This window comes from Roseomonas aeriglobus, from assembly GCA_016937575.1.
Lineage (GTDB): Bacteria > Pseudomonadota > Alphaproteobacteria > Sphingomonadales > Sphingomonadaceae > Sphingomonas > Sphingomonas aerigloba.
The window spans coordinates 2,514,568-2,529,479 of the sequence record JAFHKN010000002.1; the positions used below are offsets into that span (position 1 = coordinate 2,514,568).

Sequence of the window (14,912 nt, forward strand, 5' to 3'; positions counted from 1 at the left end):
GATCGCGGATCGATCCATGCTCTAGCCGTATCGATCGAGAGGAGGCCCGATCGGCAGTGCCGCCCGTCGGCGCTCAAAGGCCCAACTGCGCTCTGTCGACCGTCGCGGCGACCAGCTCTGCCCGTGCGGCCGAGCGGCGGAATTCCGCGTCGAGCTGGCGCAGGCGGGCGTCGGCGGCACTCTCTTCGCGCAGATTCACCACCAGAAAGTCACTAGCCCCCAGCTGAAAACGACGACGCTCTGCCGCGGCCATGCGGTCGGCGAGTGCCGTTTCGTCGGCGGCGAGGGCGACCAGGCGATCCGCCGTCGTCGCCTGGATGGCGAGGCCGTTCACCTCGACGAGGATCTGGTCCTCGATCAATTTCCGGCGGTATCGCAGGCCGTCGGCTTCGGCGGCGGCCTCCGCGATCTTGCCGCGTGCGGACCGACGTTCGAGCGGCAGCGAGAAGCGCACACCGACGATGCCTTCCGCCGGCGTGCGGTTGGGGCCGCCCAGACCGATGGGGCCGATATCCTTCGCGGCTTCCGCCCGGACGTCCAGACGTGGGCGAAGCTCGTTTTCGGCGAGCAAACGCTTCACCTCGACCTGATCGAGGCGAACGAGGATCGCCTCCAGGTCCGGGCGCTCGATGCGCTGGGCAAGGTCGGGGCCGAGGAGAGGCAGGCGAAGGTCGGGCAGCTTTGCCGGCAGCCGGTCCGGTGACGGAACGACCCGCTCCCCCGATGGATCGCGTAGATAGAAGGACAAGGCGTTGGCGGCGGCGGCGAGGTCCTGTTCGGCCCGCACCAGCAACGTCTGGCGCCGCACGATGTTCTGGCGGTTTTCCGTACCCAATATGTCCGGCCGCGCGCCGAGCTGGATCTGCCGCTCGATCGAGGCCTGCCGTTCGGTGGCAAGGCTGAGCAGGTCCCGATAGACCTGCATGCGCAGTCCGGCGACGACCCAGGCCTGGTACGCGTCGATGGCGCGGCGCTGGACGCCGATCGCGATCATCTCGCGTTCGAGACGTGCGAGTTGGATGTCGCCGCCCGCCAGCCCCAGGCGACCGCGCCGCTCGTCGATCAGCCGGTCCCGCATCAGCGAGAAGACGGCGCCGACCTTCACTTCGCCCAGTCGATTGGTGAACGACTTGTCCTCGTAGACGGGAAAGGTGCCGCGCGAGACGCGGTAGCCGCCGTACAACGCACCGCCGTTGTTCGCGAGCGGGCGGGTGGCGCGAGCCTCCGCGACGGTGCCATCGTAATAGCCGAGCAGACGCGACTGGGCGTCGCCCTCGAACAGCAGGTCGAACGCGCCTTCGGCCGTCAGGCGACGGCCGTCCGCCTGGCGTTCCTTGGTCATCGCCTCCAGAATGGCCGGGGCATAGGTTGCCGACGAGCGCAGGACGTCGTCCAACATCAGCGTCTGGGCGACCGCCGGCGCTGCGGCGAACAGCGACGCGGCGATGGCGACGAAGCGGATCATTTCTTCACCTTCGCGACGGGTTCGGGTGCTGCCGCCGCGCCCTTGCTTTCGTCGGCCGGACGGCGGAATTCGAGCGGGAAGTCGTTGAGCTGGCGCCAGAGTTCATAGCCGACGCTGACCGTTTCCATCTGGATCCAGCCACGCACCTTGCCGCCCAGACGAACATAGTCGGCACTCGGCCACGGCAATTTGCCCGGCATCGGTTCGACGATGACCCGGAACAGGCCCGACACCTGCGCCGACGGATCGATCGAGCGGACGCGCCCGTCGAACATACCGTGGGCGACCGAGGGCCAGCCGCTGAACTGGACCGCCGGCCAGCCCTCGAACGCCAGACGGACCGGGCGGCCGGGGCGGATGACGGCGATATCGCGACCATCGACCATCAGCTCGACGATCCGGACCGGTGCCTCGGGTGCCAGCGTCGCCAGCTGGTCGCCCGCGGCGACGAGCGTCGCGCTCGCGGCGGCGTTGATCGACTGGATCCGACCATCGCGCGGGGCGCGAACGGTCTGGGCCGACTGGCGATTGAGCGTCACGTCGACGCGGCTGAGTTTGGCCCGCGCCTCGGCCAGCTTCGCCCGCTGGTCGGCCACCTTGATCTGCGCGGCCTCGTAATCGCGGCGGGCGGCCAGCCCCTCGGCCAGCAACTGGCCCGAGCGGCCGACATCGATCTGCGATACCGCCATCGCCTGTTCGGCCGCGGCGATCTCGGCCAGCACCTGCGCGCGTTCGGCGGCCAGGCGGGCAAGCAGATTGGGGTCATTGTCAACGATCCGCGCGATCGGCTGGCCGCGGCGCACGCGGTCGCCGTCGCGGACGTACCAACGCTCGACCCGACCGGGGACCAGCGCGGTCACGTCCTGCACGCGATCTTCGGGGTCGAGCGCGGCGACCTGGCCGGTCCCGGCCGACGTCTGCACCCAGGGCACGAGGAAGAGGATGGCGGCCACGATGGCGATGCCGATGGTGATCAGCCACGCGATGACCCGCGCGATCCGGGGCGGGCGGATGCGTGTCAGCGTCGGGAAATGACCGATATGATCAGGCTGAAAGGGCATCGCTGCCTCCATCGCTGGCAAGGGCGATAAGTTCGTCCAGGGTGTCGCAGCGGCGCTGGTGCTGCGCATCCATCCACAGCGCCCCGTCCCGTATCAGCCCCTGGGGGCGGCGGGTGAACTGAAGGACGGTCGTGCCGCCGCGCAGCTGGGCAAGCGCGGCGTCGATGCGCTCCGGCGGCAGCAGGTCGTAGAGGGGCGACAGCACGAGCACTTTGGGTCGGGCGAGCAGCGCCGCCGCGAGCTTCAGCGCCATCAGCTCGCCAACCGAGAGCGGCCAGCCTGACGTGGACACGACGGTATCGAGCCCGTCGTCCAGCCCGCTCAGCCGCTCGGCCAGCCCGACCGTCTCCAGCGCCTCGACCATCCGCGCGCCGTTGCCCGATGCCGCAAGCGTCAGGTAATCGCGGATCGACATCTCGACGAAGCTGGGTCGATCGAGGACCATCACCTCCGCGCGGAGACGATAGGTGTCGAACCCGCCGATGTCCTGCCCGCCCACGACGACCAGGCCGCGGTCCGGCGCCAGATGCCGTTTGAGCAGCATGGCCAGCACCCGGTCGACGCCGGCGGCGGCGACCACGGCGAGCTGCTCGCCGGTCGACACCTCGAAGTCGAACCGATGTCCGTCGATCTCGACCCGCGACAGGCGGATCGATCCATCGGCGGGGCCGTCACCTTTCACCTTGCCCGCCTCCTGCGGGACGGCCCAGAACAGCGATAGCTCCTCAAGACCCGCTGCAAGGTCGTACAGCGCTTCGAGATAGGTCCCGAACTGCGCAATGCCGTAGAAGACGCCGGACAGAATGAGCTCCGCCGCGACCAGCTGCCCGATCGACAGCTGGCCCTGGATGATGAGCCAGCCGCCGAGCGCGAGCAGGGCCGCGCTGGCGGTCGCATAGACGAACAGCAGCGCGCAGGTCTGGGCGAAGGTGTAGCGGAAATGGCGACGATGCGCGGTGACGTAATTCGCCGTTACCGCCTCCGACCGGTCCATCGCGAAGTTCAGGTGACGGCTGGACTTGTAGAAGCCGTTCGATCCGCCGACACTCTCCAACCAATGCGCAGCCGCATGTTTGACGTGGCTCTTGGCGACCGCGGTCCGGATCGCGCCCGACGCCCAGATCTGCCAGATCAGAAACAGCGCGAGCACCAGCACGCCGTTGAAGGCCAGGAAGAACGGGTGATAGAAACTCGTCACGACCAGCCCGACCAGCCCTTGCAGCATGATGGTGAAACCGCCGATCAGCAGACTGGGCAGGGCTTTCTGAACGGTCATCAGGTCGAAGAAGCGATTGAACAGGTCGCCGCGGCGTGAATCGGCGAAGAATGGGTTCTGCGCATGCACCGCGCGGATGGTGATCTCGGCGACGACGCGCGCGAACAGCCGCTGTTCGAACAGCGCAAGCAGATGGACCCGCAGCGCGGCGAGCACCCCCGCCACGAAGAGCAGCAGGAACAACAGACCGGCTAGCGTGAACAATGGTGTCGGCAGCGCGGTGTTCGCGACCGAATTGATCAGCAGCTGGACCGAAATCGGCGTCGCCAGCGAAAGCAGCGAGATCGCGACGCCATAGACGACCGCCAGACGCACGAAAGCGGCATCGGGCGAGAGTACCAACCTCGTCCAGCCCAGGAAGGCCCGGATGCCCGGGCGCGTGTCCGCCATCGCCAATTCTCCCGCATGAAAAGGGTCGTCGGTGCAACTCAGATCAGCGCCGAAACGCGATCGTCGCGATGCTTTCAATAGCGTTGCTGCACTGCGCAACAATTCGTAAGAAATCGGCAATTCGCGGACACGCCGCAACGCCTGCTCGTCCGCATCTTGCGATTTTCAGGGACACGGTCTGTCGGGTTTCCGAACCGCGGAATACGACCCGCCGCCGCGATTCGGCGGCCCGATCGCAGGCTGTATGCGACGCGCGGTCGGCGTTACGGCATTCGACCGGGACGTGTCTTCGAGGTTGCGACAGGATCGCCGTTGGTGGAGGATGCCGACGATACCGTCCCCGTCCGCGCGGGCGCATATGTCCTCGAATCGCTTCTATCGGAAAGTCTAAAAATGCGTTTGCTACCCTGCAGCCTTACGATGTTCCTGCTCGCCGGCACCGCGGCGGCGCAGCAACGGCCGATGGTGACGGACGCCGACTATACGCGTGCGATGCACCAGCTGGGACCGTGGACGGCGCCACTGGTCGACCACGCGGTGCGTGCGGCAACGTGGGTCGATACGCGGCGCTTCTGGTATGTCGATACCGACCGCGGCATTCCGACGATCATGCTGGTCGACGCGGAAAAGCGTACGAAGGCGCCGGCGTTCGATACCAAGCTGCTGCTGGGCGCGCTGAATGCGGCCGGCATGAAGGAACAGGATGCGACGAAGCTGGGCCTGAGCGGCTTCGAACCGGATTTTGCGAAGAACAGCGCGATCGTGACCGTCCGCGGTGAGCGATATTCCTGTGCGCTCGCCCAGCCCTATGGATGCGCCAAGGTGGCTGAGCCGCAGGCCGCCCAGGTCGGTCGGCGCGGTCAGCCGGCGGCGGTGGTATCGCCGGACGGCAAACGCGCGGTCTTCCAGCGTGACTGGAACCTGTGGGTCCGCGACATCGCCAGTGGCGCGGAGCGACAGCTGACGACCGACGGCGTGAAGGACTTCGGCTACGCGACCGACAATGCCGGCTGGCGTCATTCGGATCAGGCGATCGTCATCTGGTCGCCGGATTCGACGAAAGTGGCGACCTTTCAGCAGGATCAGCGGGGTGTGGCCGATTTCTCGACCACGACCACCCAGGTCGGCCATTCGGTCGTCGAAACGTGGAAATATCCGTTCGTCGGCGACAAGGAGATCTTCAAGATCCACCGCGTCATCGTCGATGTCGACGCAGGCAAGGTCACGCGTCTGGACATGCCGGCGGATCTGCACCGGTCGTCGCTGTGCGACGACGTGGTTTGCGGCGACGGTCCGCAGGACATGCAATGGGCCAAGGACAGCCGCACGCTTGCCTTCGTGTCCACCTCGCGCGACCACAAGGTCGAAACGATGCGCATCGCCGACGCGGCGACCGGCGCGGTGCGCGACGTGTTCACCGAAACCGTGCCGACCTGGTTTGACAGCGGGTACAACGACGAAGGGATCAACTGGCGCTATCTGTCTGAGCGCGGCGAAATCCTGTGGTGGTCGCAGCGCGACGACTGGGGACATTATTATCTTTACAGCGCCGCCACCGGCAAACTCCTGCGGCAGGTGACGCGGGGGCAATGGAATGTCGATCACCCGATCCACATCGATGAGCGGACGGGCAAGATGCTGATCGCCGGTGTCGGGCGGGAGCCCGGCGTCGATCCCTATTATCGCAGCATCTATGCGATCGATCTGAAAGGCGGCACGCCAAAACTGCTGACGCCGGAGCGGCAGGATCATATCGCCATCCCGTCGAGCGACGGGCGCTATTTCGTCGACATCTATTCGACCCCGCAGCAGGCGCAGACGGCGGTTCTGCGGCGCGCGGACGGCGCGGTCGTGCAGCAGCTTGCGAAGGGCGACCTGACGCGCCTGCGCGCGGCGGGCTGGCAAGCGCCAGAGAGCATCGCGGTCAAATGCAGCGACGGCAAGACGCTGTGCCACGGGCTGCTGTTCAAGCCGGCAGGGCTCGATCCGACGCGGAAGTATCCGGTGATCGATTACATCTATCCGGGACCGTTCACGGGTACGATCTCGTCCCGCCAGTTTTCCCCGGCGATGGGGGATGCGGGGGCACTGGCCCAGCTGGGCTTCGCCGTCGTCGAAATCGACGGGATGGGAACGCCGCGCCGCTCGAAGGCTTTCCAGGACTATTATTACCGTGACATGGGCCGCCAGGCCGTGCCCGATCAGGTTACCGGGATCCAGGATCTCGCGACACGTTACGCCTGGCTGGATATCGATCGCGTGGGCATCTGGGGCCATTCGGGTGGCGGAAATGCGACCGCGGCGGCCATGTTCCGCTACCCCGATTTCTTCAAGGTCGGCATCGCCGAAAGCGGAAACCACGACAACCGCAACTATGAGGACGATTATTACGAGAAGTATCTCGGGTTGCTCGAAACCGACGGCAAGACGACCAACTACGACCTGCAGGCCAATCAGGACTTCGCCAAGAACCTGAAGGGCAAACTGTTGCTCGCGCACGGGATGCTCGACGACAACGTGCCGGTGTCGAACACACTGCTGGTCGTCGATGCGCTGCAGAAGGCGAACAAGGACTTCGACCTGATCCTCTTCCCCCGCGCACGCCACGGCTTCGGCGACCAGTCCAGCTATATGATGCGGAAGCGGTGGGACTATTTCGTCGAGCACCTGATGGGCGCGACCCCGCCGACGGAATTCAAGATCGTGGGACCTGGCGCCGGCCGGTAGCGATACCAGGCGCCGTATCGCAATTCTTTGAAGTCGCGACGGCAGGGCGGAAACCAGGGCACGCCTGCCAGACGCGCAATCCCCCCGGCCGAGAGGACCGGGGGGACGCGGGCGGCCGCGGGTTGTGACGGTCGGGAAGGGTCCGTCCCCGGCAGCCGGCTCGTAGTCCTCCCCAGGGGGCGGGGGGAGGATCCGGGGCGGGCGGCGGCAGGCCGCCCTGAGGTCTACCGCGCCAAGCCGATCGTCACTCGACCGGTGTAACCGGCCGCGACCGATCCGCTGAGCGCAGGCGTCTGCTGCGCGAGCTGGGCGGCACTGTTGTCGGCGAACACGTTATCGCTCGCGATCGCAATACGGGCGAAGTTCGTGGATCCGTTGGTATAGGTGCTTACCGCTCCGGAATAGACCTCCGTGCACGCGGCGGCCGGCATTGCCAGCTGCCCGACCAGGCTGGCGAACCGCCCGCTGGTCGCGACCGCGGTCGATGAAAACACCTCCAGATGGATGTGGGGATAGCGGCCGAGATAACAGCCGGGGAAGATCGTCGTGAACGTCACTTCGCCGTTGGCATCCGTCACCAACGCGCCGCGAAGCCAGCTCGCGGTGGGGACGTCGTACAGCGAATAGCGCCCCGTCGCGTCGCAATGCCAGATATAGACGAGATAGCCGGCCAGGGCGGCGCAGGCGGCATTCACGTTGACGACCTTCAGTGTCAGGGTCAGCGGAACGCCGGCGGCGGTCGCTGTCTGACCGCTGACGAAGCTGGAGCGGATGTCACTGCGGACGACGCCTGTCGTGGTCAGCACGTTGCTCGTCGGCCCGCTCGACGTATTGGTGCCGTCCGCCGGATAGGGGCCATTGGTTTCGGTCGGGTCCGCAACGCACACGGTGCTGGTCGACGTCGCGGTGGCACTCGGCGTGGGTGTCGGCGTCGCGGTGGCCGTCGACGTCGGTGTCGGCGTGACCGTGGAGGCGCCGGTGCTCGTCACCGTGCCCGCGCTTCCGTCGCCACCACAGCCCGCGACCATGGCTGCCGTCCCGACCCCCGCAAACAGGCCCAGCGCTCGACGGCGGTTCGCGAGCGCGGCCAGCATCTTCAGGTCATGGGCCAGGCCCAGGTCGTGGTTGTCGCTCTCGTGCGCCGCAAGGGTCACGGTGGTATCTCCCGTTTGCTGTGCCGGGAGGATTAGGCGGCGGATCGTGCCGCCATATTTCGCCGGATGGCGCGAATGTTTCGGCGTGTTACGCCAGCGGCAGCGTGACGGAGGCAACGCCGCCGCCCCCGACCGCCGTGCTTAGTGTCACGCTGCCACCGTGAATCTCTGCGATCGACCGCACGATGGCGAGACCCAGTCCGGTGCCGCCCGTCGCCCGGCTGCGCGACGGATCCCCGCGGACGAAGGGTTCGAACAGCCGGTCGCCCAGGACAGGATCGAAGCCTGTCCCGCGATCGGTGACGGTCACGCACACCTCGCGCTCGCTGCGCGTCCAGGCGACGTCGGCGGCATCGCCGTAGCGCACGGCATTCTCGACCAGGTTGGCGAACAGCCGCCGAAGCGCCGCTGCGTCCCCGCGCACGACGGCACGCTCGCCGGGCCGGACCGTGACCGGCTGGCCGGCGACCGACAGATCGTCGACCAGCGCGTCGAGCACGCTGCCCAGGTCCACGCGTGTCGTCTCGACCATCCGCTCGTCGCGGGCGAAGCGCAGCACGTCGCCCAGCATCGCCCGCATTTCATCGAGATCCGCCGACGCCCGCAGCCGCGCCGCATCCGGCAATTGCTCGACCCAGAAGGCGATGCGCGAAAGCGGCGTGCCCAGGTCGTGCGCGATCGCGGCGAGCATCGCCGTCCGGCTTTCGGCGTGTCGCGCCAGCCGCCCGTGCATCGCCGACAAGGCATCGCCAAGCTCGCGAACCTCGCGCGGGCCGCCGGCCGGGGCGGCGAAATCCCGCCCGACGCGTCCGTGCGCGGCCGCCTGGGCCAGCTGACGCAAGGGGCGCGTGATCGCCCGCGTGATCAGCCAGGCGGCGATCCCGAGCACGATGCACGCGACACCCATCGCCTGCAGCGTCCACCAATGCCATTTCGAGAACAGCCGCGGCGGGCGGGTGGAGAGCACGCGCCATCCGCCGTCGTGCCGGACGGCGGCGGAGAACGGGCCACGCAGGGCAAAGGGATCGTGCTGGCCCTCGAACGCCACGACGCGGACCGACGCGCGCGGCACCCGCAGCATCTGCGCCAGCACGTCCTCCGCCATCGGCATCCGTTCGGCGTGTGGCGGAAGGCCCGACCAGCGCGCGCCGGTGACCAACGTCATTGGCTGATCCGACAGGGGCGGCGCGATGCCCATGCGCAAGGCGGTCGCGACCGTTTCCAAGCGCACCGGCGCCGGGCGGGGCGGCGGGCCGCGAAAGGTAACCGCAAATAACAGCAGCGCGGTCAGGATCACCGAAATGATCGTCAACGCGAAGATCGGCAGCGCGATCGAGACGCGCCGCGACCGGCGGGCGGGCGCCGCCGTCATGCGCGGATCACGTCGGCGTTGAACAGATAGCCTTCGTTGCGGATCGTGCGGATCAGCTCCTCGCCATCCGCTCGCGCCAGCTTCTTGCGCAGCCGGCTCATCTGCACGTCGATCGCGCGGTCGAAATGCTCGGCGTTCACGCCCCGCGACAGGTCGAGCAACTGATCGCGGCTCAAGACGCGACGGGGATGTTCGACGAGCGCCAGCAGCAGGCGGAATTCGCCATCCGACAGGTTGATGACGACGTCCTCCGGATCGAACAGCTGGCGCCCCACCGCATCGAGCCGCCAGCCAGCGAAGCGATGAAAGGCGCGCGCCGATGGCGTCACCGCCGGTGCTGCGGCCTCTCCCCCGCTCGCCCGGCGCAGCACAGATCGGATCCGCGCGAGCAATTCGCGCGGGTTCGCGGGCTTGGCGATATAATCGTCCGCGCCCATCTCCAGTCCGACGATCTTGTCGACCTCCGTTCCGATCACCGACAGCATGATCACGGCCGGGCCGTTGCGTCGGTCGAGCGTTCGCAGCACCGCCAGCCCATCCTCGCCCGGCATCATCACGTCCAGAACGATCAGGTCATATTGGGCCACGGACAGGGCCGCGCGCATTTCGGCCGCGTCGGCGGCAGTGTCGACCAGATAGCCGTGCTGTTCCAGAAATCCGGCCGTCAGCTCGCGGATTCCGGGGTCGTCATCGACGATGAGCAGGCGGGTGGCAAGGTCCACGGGGCTGTCCAATCGGGTCATCAGCATGGGTGCCTGACTTGACGATCGTGCGTATCCGCGTCGTTGCAGCGCTGCAATCCAGTGTAATCTGCCAGAGCGTTGCAAATTTGCCGCAGTGGGCATGCCGGTCCGGGCGCGCGCGTCGCAGAGCTGAAAGGTCCGGCAATGTGCAGGCAAAACGCAGGCCCTAGCCACGGCAAGACGTCAAACCCTGGAGACGATCATGCTGACCTCGCTTTTGTCCGCCCTCCTGGCGCAAACCCTCTACGGCCCCACCGCGCCGCCCCCGCCCCCGCCCCCGCCCCCGCCCGCTGTTTCAGCTTCCGACCCGACGGAGGTTTCCCCGACAAGTTCGGCGGCGGTTTTTCGCGCCAACGGCATGACCGAGGCCGGGCTGGCCGCCCTTCGGGCGATTCCCGAACCGGCGATTGCTCGCGGGGCAACCCGCGCGGCGCAGTGCGCCGTCGAACAGTTGAGCGCGCAGACTCCGTTGCCGCTCGGCGACCTGTCGGCCGCGCTGCGGGAACGCGATGCGACGGCGGCGGCACAGGCATCGGCACAGACCGACTATCTGGTAGCCGCGCTGCGCGTGCTGCAGCCGGCCGACCAGCGCGTGCTGCTGGGTGTGATGGGTACCGGCGGCACGATCCTCGGCACGGCGCCGCCGCCACGCCCGCAAGCCGCGCGCGCGGGCGACGGCGAAATGGCGCGCCGCGGTCCGGGGGGCCCCGGCGGGCCCGGTGGAAAGCCTGGCGCCGGCGGCCCGCCCGGTGGTGACCGCATGGCGCGCGCCGAACGCCGCGGGCCGCCGCCCGTCGCGCCGACGGCACCGCGCGGCGGGCAACCCTGCGATATCATGCTCGGCGATTGAGGTGACGGCGAACGACCGCGGTCGGAATGACGGCCTACCGCGATCGTCGTCGTGCCCGCCGGGCAATATCGTTAGGTGGTGCTTGGCGTCCGTGGGAGGGCGGTACCGCCCTCCCGTCACGTAATTCAGCTGCGGCCGCGAAGGGTGTTCAACACGGCCATGGCTGCGACCCCGGCCAGCGCCGCGCTGGTCCACGGCCGCGCCTTGGCGAAATTGGTCGCTTTCTGTGCGATTGGCGCGTCGCCCGAGAAATGCTCCCGGAACGCGTCGGACAAGCCGGTTTTACCGTTGGATTTCGTGGCAGTGGTTGCGTCGGTCATTTGAACTCCGTCGATGCGCGAAAGTGCGCCTGGCAACCCTAACGATCAGACCGGCTGAGCGGTTCAAACGGACGGAGGTCGGCCATCGCGTGGAGCATGACACCATAGTTTTGAGCGATCGTGATCGCGCCGGGCAGGTTGCACGCCGGCCAGCGCAGCGCTGACAACCATTCCACGTCCGGACGATCGAAGCCCTGGCCGCACGGTGCGGCATGGCCGGAGACTTCGGACAAAAACGGCGGGCCGTCGCTCGCGCGTCGACCCGCCAGTCAGGAGGAAAGCGTGGGGCGTCAGAACTGTACGTTGACGCCGACGTTGATCGTGCGGCCGATCCGCGTCTCGAACAGCGTGTCCTCGCGCTTGCTGTCGATGTAGAGGCGGTTTCGCTCGTCCGTCAGATTGGTTGCCTCGACGATCAGCTTGATGCCGTCGGTGATGTTGTACGAAGCGGAGGCATCGACGTAGAGCGTCGGCGCATTGCCTTGCAGATCGCTGCCCGGCGACGCCGGGATGCCGCGAATGAAGCGATCGCGGTAATTGGCGGTCCCGCGGATGCTGAACCTGCTGTCTTCGTAATATAGCGTTCCCGACGCGGTGTTCTTCGACAGGCCGACCAGATCGGCCGTCGTCGTCACCGTCGGGACGCCGCCGGCACTCGCCAGAATATATTGGATGCGCGACGTGACATGGGTGTAGTTCGCCAGCACGCCGAAGTTGCGCAGGAAGCTTCCGCCCAGGAAGGTGAACGGAATCTGTGCATTCACTTCCACGCCCTTCAGCGGGCCGCCCGGCGTGTTGAACGGCTGGCTGATCGTGAAGATTTCGGTCGGGGCGGTGTTGGTGCCGGTCAGCAGCGCATCGGGCAGGCCCAGCTGATTGAACGGGATCTGGCTGCTGACGTTCTGGATGAAGCTCTTGATGTCCTTGTAGAAGAAGGCTGCCGACAGGATCGAACCCGGGCGGAAATACCATTCGACTGCCGCATCGAACGTGTTGGCACGGATGGGGTCGAGCAGCGGGTTGTTGATCGTGCCGTTACGCGTGGTCGCGGTAACGCCGCTGGTCGGGGCCAGCAGACCGAGCTCTGGCCGCGACATGACCTTTGCGCCCGAGAACCGCAGCAACAGGTTCTGCATCGGCTCGACGACGATATTGGCCGACGGCAGCCAGTCCTCATAGCTGTTGCGAACATTGGCATATTGCCCGACCAGGTTGGTGGGCGAGGTCGTGCCGGCCGGTGGCGCGACGGTGATGATGCCCGCCGTATTCAGGTCGGTGCGGACATACCGCACGCCGGCATCACCCCGCAGCCCGAAGCCGACCGCGTCGGCCAGGTTGAACGTGCCCATGACATAGGCGCCCTTGACCGATTCCAGAATGCGCGTGCGCCCACCGCCGCATTCGACGCCGCAGAAGCGAGTCTGATCGAACCCGAAGGTTTGCGCCCATTTGTCGGGATCGATCGCCGCCCAGCTGTTGGGTGCGCCGTTGCCCCACAGGTCGCCGACCCCGGTGATCTGACGCGTGATGCTGGACAGCGACGTGCCCGCCGGCAGTGCCCGCACGATCGTGTCGGCAAGGTAGGGGCGCAGGAACGTGCTGCGGAAATCGCTCTCGCGATACTGCCCCCCGGCCTTCAGCGTGAAGACATCGCCCAGCGCCCAGGCGACGTTGACCTCGCCGGTGAAATTATCGGTCGTGTTCGTCTGGGGACGGCCCTGGAAGCTGAACCCGCCGAGCACCGTGCCGTCCGCCAGCGACGGCGCGTAGGAGAAGTTCGCCGGATTGGCGACGTCGAACCCGAAGCCGAGCAACGGCGTCGTGCCGCCGCCGCGGAAATCGATCGAGGCGCCGCGCGCGTCGATCACGTCCATGAAGGTCTGCAGGCGCTTCTTGCCGTCCCAGACCGACCGGTTCTTGCCGACCAGCATCGTCACTTCCAGATCGTCGGTCAGGCGGCGCTTCAGGTTGAAATTGACCTGTTTGAAATCGGACACGAACTGATCGACCAACCCCTCCGATCGCACGTCGACACCGTCGAACAGGCCGTAGGTGAGCGAGCCGAGCGAATCGAACTGCGCATCGCGCACCGACACCATCGGCTGACCGTTGTTGGTGATCGAGCGGCCGAACGACAGCAGCGCGATGTAATTGTCCTTCCGCGTCACTTCGAAGCGCGAATACAGGCCCTCGACGGAGATGTCGGTGTCGTCGTCAGGCTGGAACTGCAGCGTCAGCGTGCCGCCGATCCGCTCCTGCGTCTGTTCCGAATTCACATAGCGTGGGATGCGCGGGAAGAAGGCGCCCGAACCCGGCGTGTTGGGCAGGTCGGCGCGACGCAAGCCGAGAATGGTGTTGTACGCCGCGACCGAACCCGTACGCGGATTGTTGGTGCTGCAATTCGCCGCATCGGTGCCCTTGGCCGCGTTGACCGCCGGATTGATCGGGGTCACGCCGACCGGCGAGCAGAAGCCGCCGTTGGTGTTCGACGACAGGATGTCGACGGCGGCATAACCGACCTCGCGCAGATGGCGCTTCTGGTAGGCGACCGACCCCAGGACGCCGAACCCCGAATCTCCGAACTTCTTCGATACCAGCAGCGACGCGCGGGGATCGACCCGCTTCGACAACTCGTTCCACGTCCCACGCGCGGTCGCGCTCAGCACGAAATCCTGGCGCTGGCTCATCGGCCGCGGCGCCGACAGGTCGACCGTCGCCCCAAGCGAACCCTCTTCGAGATCGGCGGACGGCGTCTTGCGGACGGCAAGCGCGGAGAAGATCTCGGTCGGGAAGACGTTGAAGTCGAAGCTGCGGCCGTTGTTGCCCGCACCGAAGATGTCGGAGCCTCCGGTCTGCGACGTGCCTTCCAGCCCGTTCACCCGGACACGGGTAAAGGCCGCGCCCAGACCGCGGACGGAGATGTTGCGGCCCTCGCCACCGTCGCCGCGAGCGAGCGCGACGCCCGGAATGCGCTGCATCGATTCAGCCAGGTTCGAATCCGGGAACTTGCCGATGTCTTCGGCAACGATCGTATCGATCGCCGCCGTCTCCGTTCGCTTCTGGTTGAGGGCACTTGCGAGTGACGCCCGAAAGCCGGTGACGACGATCTCGGCGCCTTCGTCCGCAGGCGTCTGCGCAGCCGCATCGGTCGCGGGCGTGGTCTGCGCTGAGACGGCGGTGGGGAACCAGACGGCGGCAGCAAGAGCCATGCCCGAAGTCCCCAACCGAAACGCGCGCGATCGTAAAGCTTTCACGTGATCCCCCTCCTCAGGTGCCCGTTACGCACTATTCCCATTTTATGGGATACTATTTCATTATATTTATTCGGAACGGAGGCTATCGGCAAGCGGAAGTTGCGTGAGCGATAATCTGATGAAACAAGGCTTTAGAGATCACGCTTGGCACAAAGCTTTGAGCAAGCGCTTCCACTCGACCGCGTGTCTGGAGCCACTGCGGGCGTCTGCCTCGGAACGACCAAACGTCGCCTTTCAGCATCTTAGCTGCAACGCTCACACCGGCTGAGGTGCCGACCGATATTTCGCACTAGCGCGACG

10 protein-coding genes are annotated in these 14,912 nt (G+C 66.7%); 2 read left to right on the forward strand and 8 right to left on the reverse strand.

Going from position 1 to position 14,912, the window contains the following annotated elements:
* Positions 1-73: 73 nt before the first annotated feature.
* The 3 genes from JW805_12525 to JW805_12535 are packed head-to-tail and all read right to left on the reverse strand — an operon-like array spanning position 74 to position 4,192.
* Positions 74-1,465 (reverse strand): TolC family protein, encoded by a 1,392-nt coding sequence (locus JW805_12525; protein MBN2972842.1) that lies wholly within the window; start codon positions 1,463-1,465, stop codon positions 74-76.
* The gene (locus JW805_12530; GenBank protein ID MBN2972843.1) at positions 1,462-2,526 is read right to left on the reverse strand and encodes an efflux RND transporter periplasmic adaptor subunit; all 1,065 of its coding nucleotides are present in this window, start codon (positions 2,524-2,526) and stop codon (positions 1,462-1,464) included. The genes JW805_12525 and JW805_12530 overlap by 4 nt, the downstream gene beginning before the upstream one ends.
* Complete coding sequence (locus tag JW805_12535; protein MBN2972844.1) at positions 2,510-4,192, reverse strand: ABC transporter ATP-binding protein; 1,683 nt, start codon at positions 4,190-4,192, stop codon at positions 2,510-2,512. The genes JW805_12530 and JW805_12535 overlap by 17 nt, the downstream gene beginning before the upstream one ends.
* Before the next feature lie 393 nt (positions 4,193-4,585).
* Between JW805_12535 and JW805_12540 the strand changes: the two genes are divergently transcribed.
* Positions 4,586-6,919: a DPP IV N-terminal domain-containing protein gene (locus JW805_12540; GenBank protein ID MBN2972845.1), complete on the forward strand. Its 2,334-nt coding sequence runs from the start codon at positions 4,586-4,588 to the stop codon at positions 6,917-6,919.
* Between the two features lie 224 nt (positions 6,920-7,143).
* Here the strand turns inward: JW805_12540 and JW805_12545 are convergent, their stop codons facing one another.
* The 3 genes from JW805_12545 to JW805_12555 form a co-directional block, all read right to left on the reverse strand.
* A complete protein-coding gene (locus JW805_12545) occupies positions 7,144-8,073 on the reverse strand; it encodes a hypothetical protein (GenBank protein MBN2972846.1) in 930 nt (309 codons plus the stop codon).
* Positions 8,074-8,161: 88 nt separating this feature from the next.
* Positions 8,162-9,445: a HAMP domain-containing histidine kinase gene (locus JW805_12550; protein ID MBN2972847.1), complete on the reverse strand. Its 1,284-nt coding sequence runs from the start codon at positions 9,443-9,445 to the stop codon at positions 8,162-8,164.
* Positions 9,442-10,188, reverse strand: coding sequence for a response regulator transcription factor (locus JW805_12555; GenBank protein ID MBN2972848.1), 747 nt, complete (start codon positions 10,186-10,188; stop codon positions 9,442-9,444). The genes JW805_12550 and JW805_12555 overlap by 4 nt, the downstream gene beginning before the upstream one ends.
* Positions 10,189-10,390: 202 nt before the next feature.
* Here JW805_12555 and JW805_12560 point away from each other — a divergent pair, with 202 nt between their 5' ends.
* Positions 10,391-11,038 (forward strand): hypothetical protein, encoded by a 648-nt coding sequence (locus JW805_12560; GenBank protein MBN2972849.1) that lies wholly within the window; start codon positions 10,391-10,393, stop codon positions 11,036-11,038.
* A 125-nt stretch (positions 11,039-11,163) separates the two neighbouring features.
* Here JW805_12560 and JW805_12565 read toward each other — a convergent pair whose 3' ends face one another.
* Both JW805_12565 and JW805_12570 read right to left on the reverse strand, forming a co-directional pair.
* Positions 11,164-11,358, reverse strand: a complete 195-nt coding sequence (locus JW805_12565; GenBank protein ID MBN2972850.1) for a hypothetical protein — start codon at positions 11,356-11,358, stop codon at positions 11,164-11,166.
* A gap of 290 nt (positions 11,359-11,648) precedes the next feature.
* Entirely contained in the window at positions 11,649-14,567 is a 2,919-nt protein-coding gene (locus JW805_12570) for a TonB-dependent receptor (protein ID MBN2972851.1), read from the reverse strand.
* Positions 14,568-14,912 lie beyond the last annotated feature (345 nt).

Bases quoted from the DNA above. Each gene is read 5' to 3' on its own strand.
- JW805_12570 (MBN2972851.1), bottom strand. From the start codon at position 14,567: ATGGCTCTTGCTGCCGCCGTCTGGTTCCCCACCGCCGTCTCAGCGCAG.
- JW805_12565 (MBN2972850.1), bottom strand. From the start codon at position 11,358: ATGACCGACGCAACCACTGCCACGAAATCCAACGGTAAAACCGGCTTG.
- JW805_12540 (MBN2972845.1), top strand. From the start codon at position 4,586: ATGCGTTTGCTACCCTGCAGCCTTACGATGTTCCTGCTCGCCGGCACC.
- JW805_12550 (MBN2972847.1), bottom strand. From the start codon at position 9,445: ATGACGGCGGCGCCCGCCCGCCGGTCGCGGCGCGTCTCGATCGCGCTG.
- JW805_12530 (MBN2972843.1), bottom strand. From the start codon at position 2,526: ATGCCCTTTCAGCCTGATCATATCGGTCATTTCCCGACGCTGACACGC.
- JW805_12535 (MBN2972844.1), bottom strand. From the start codon at position 4,192: ATGGCGGACACGCGCCCGGGCATCCGGGCCTTCCTGGGCTGGACGAGG.
- JW805_12525 (MBN2972842.1), bottom strand. From the start codon at position 1,465: ATGATCCGCTTCGTCGCCATCGCCGCGTCGCTGTTCGCCGCAGCGCCG.
- JW805_12555 (MBN2972848.1), bottom strand. From the start codon at position 10,188: ATGACCCGATTGGACAGCCCCGTGGACCTTGCCACCCGCCTGCTCATC.
- JW805_12560 (MBN2972849.1), top strand. From the start codon at position 10,391: ATGCTGACCTCGCTTTTGTCCGCCCTCCTGGCGCAAACCCTCTACGGC.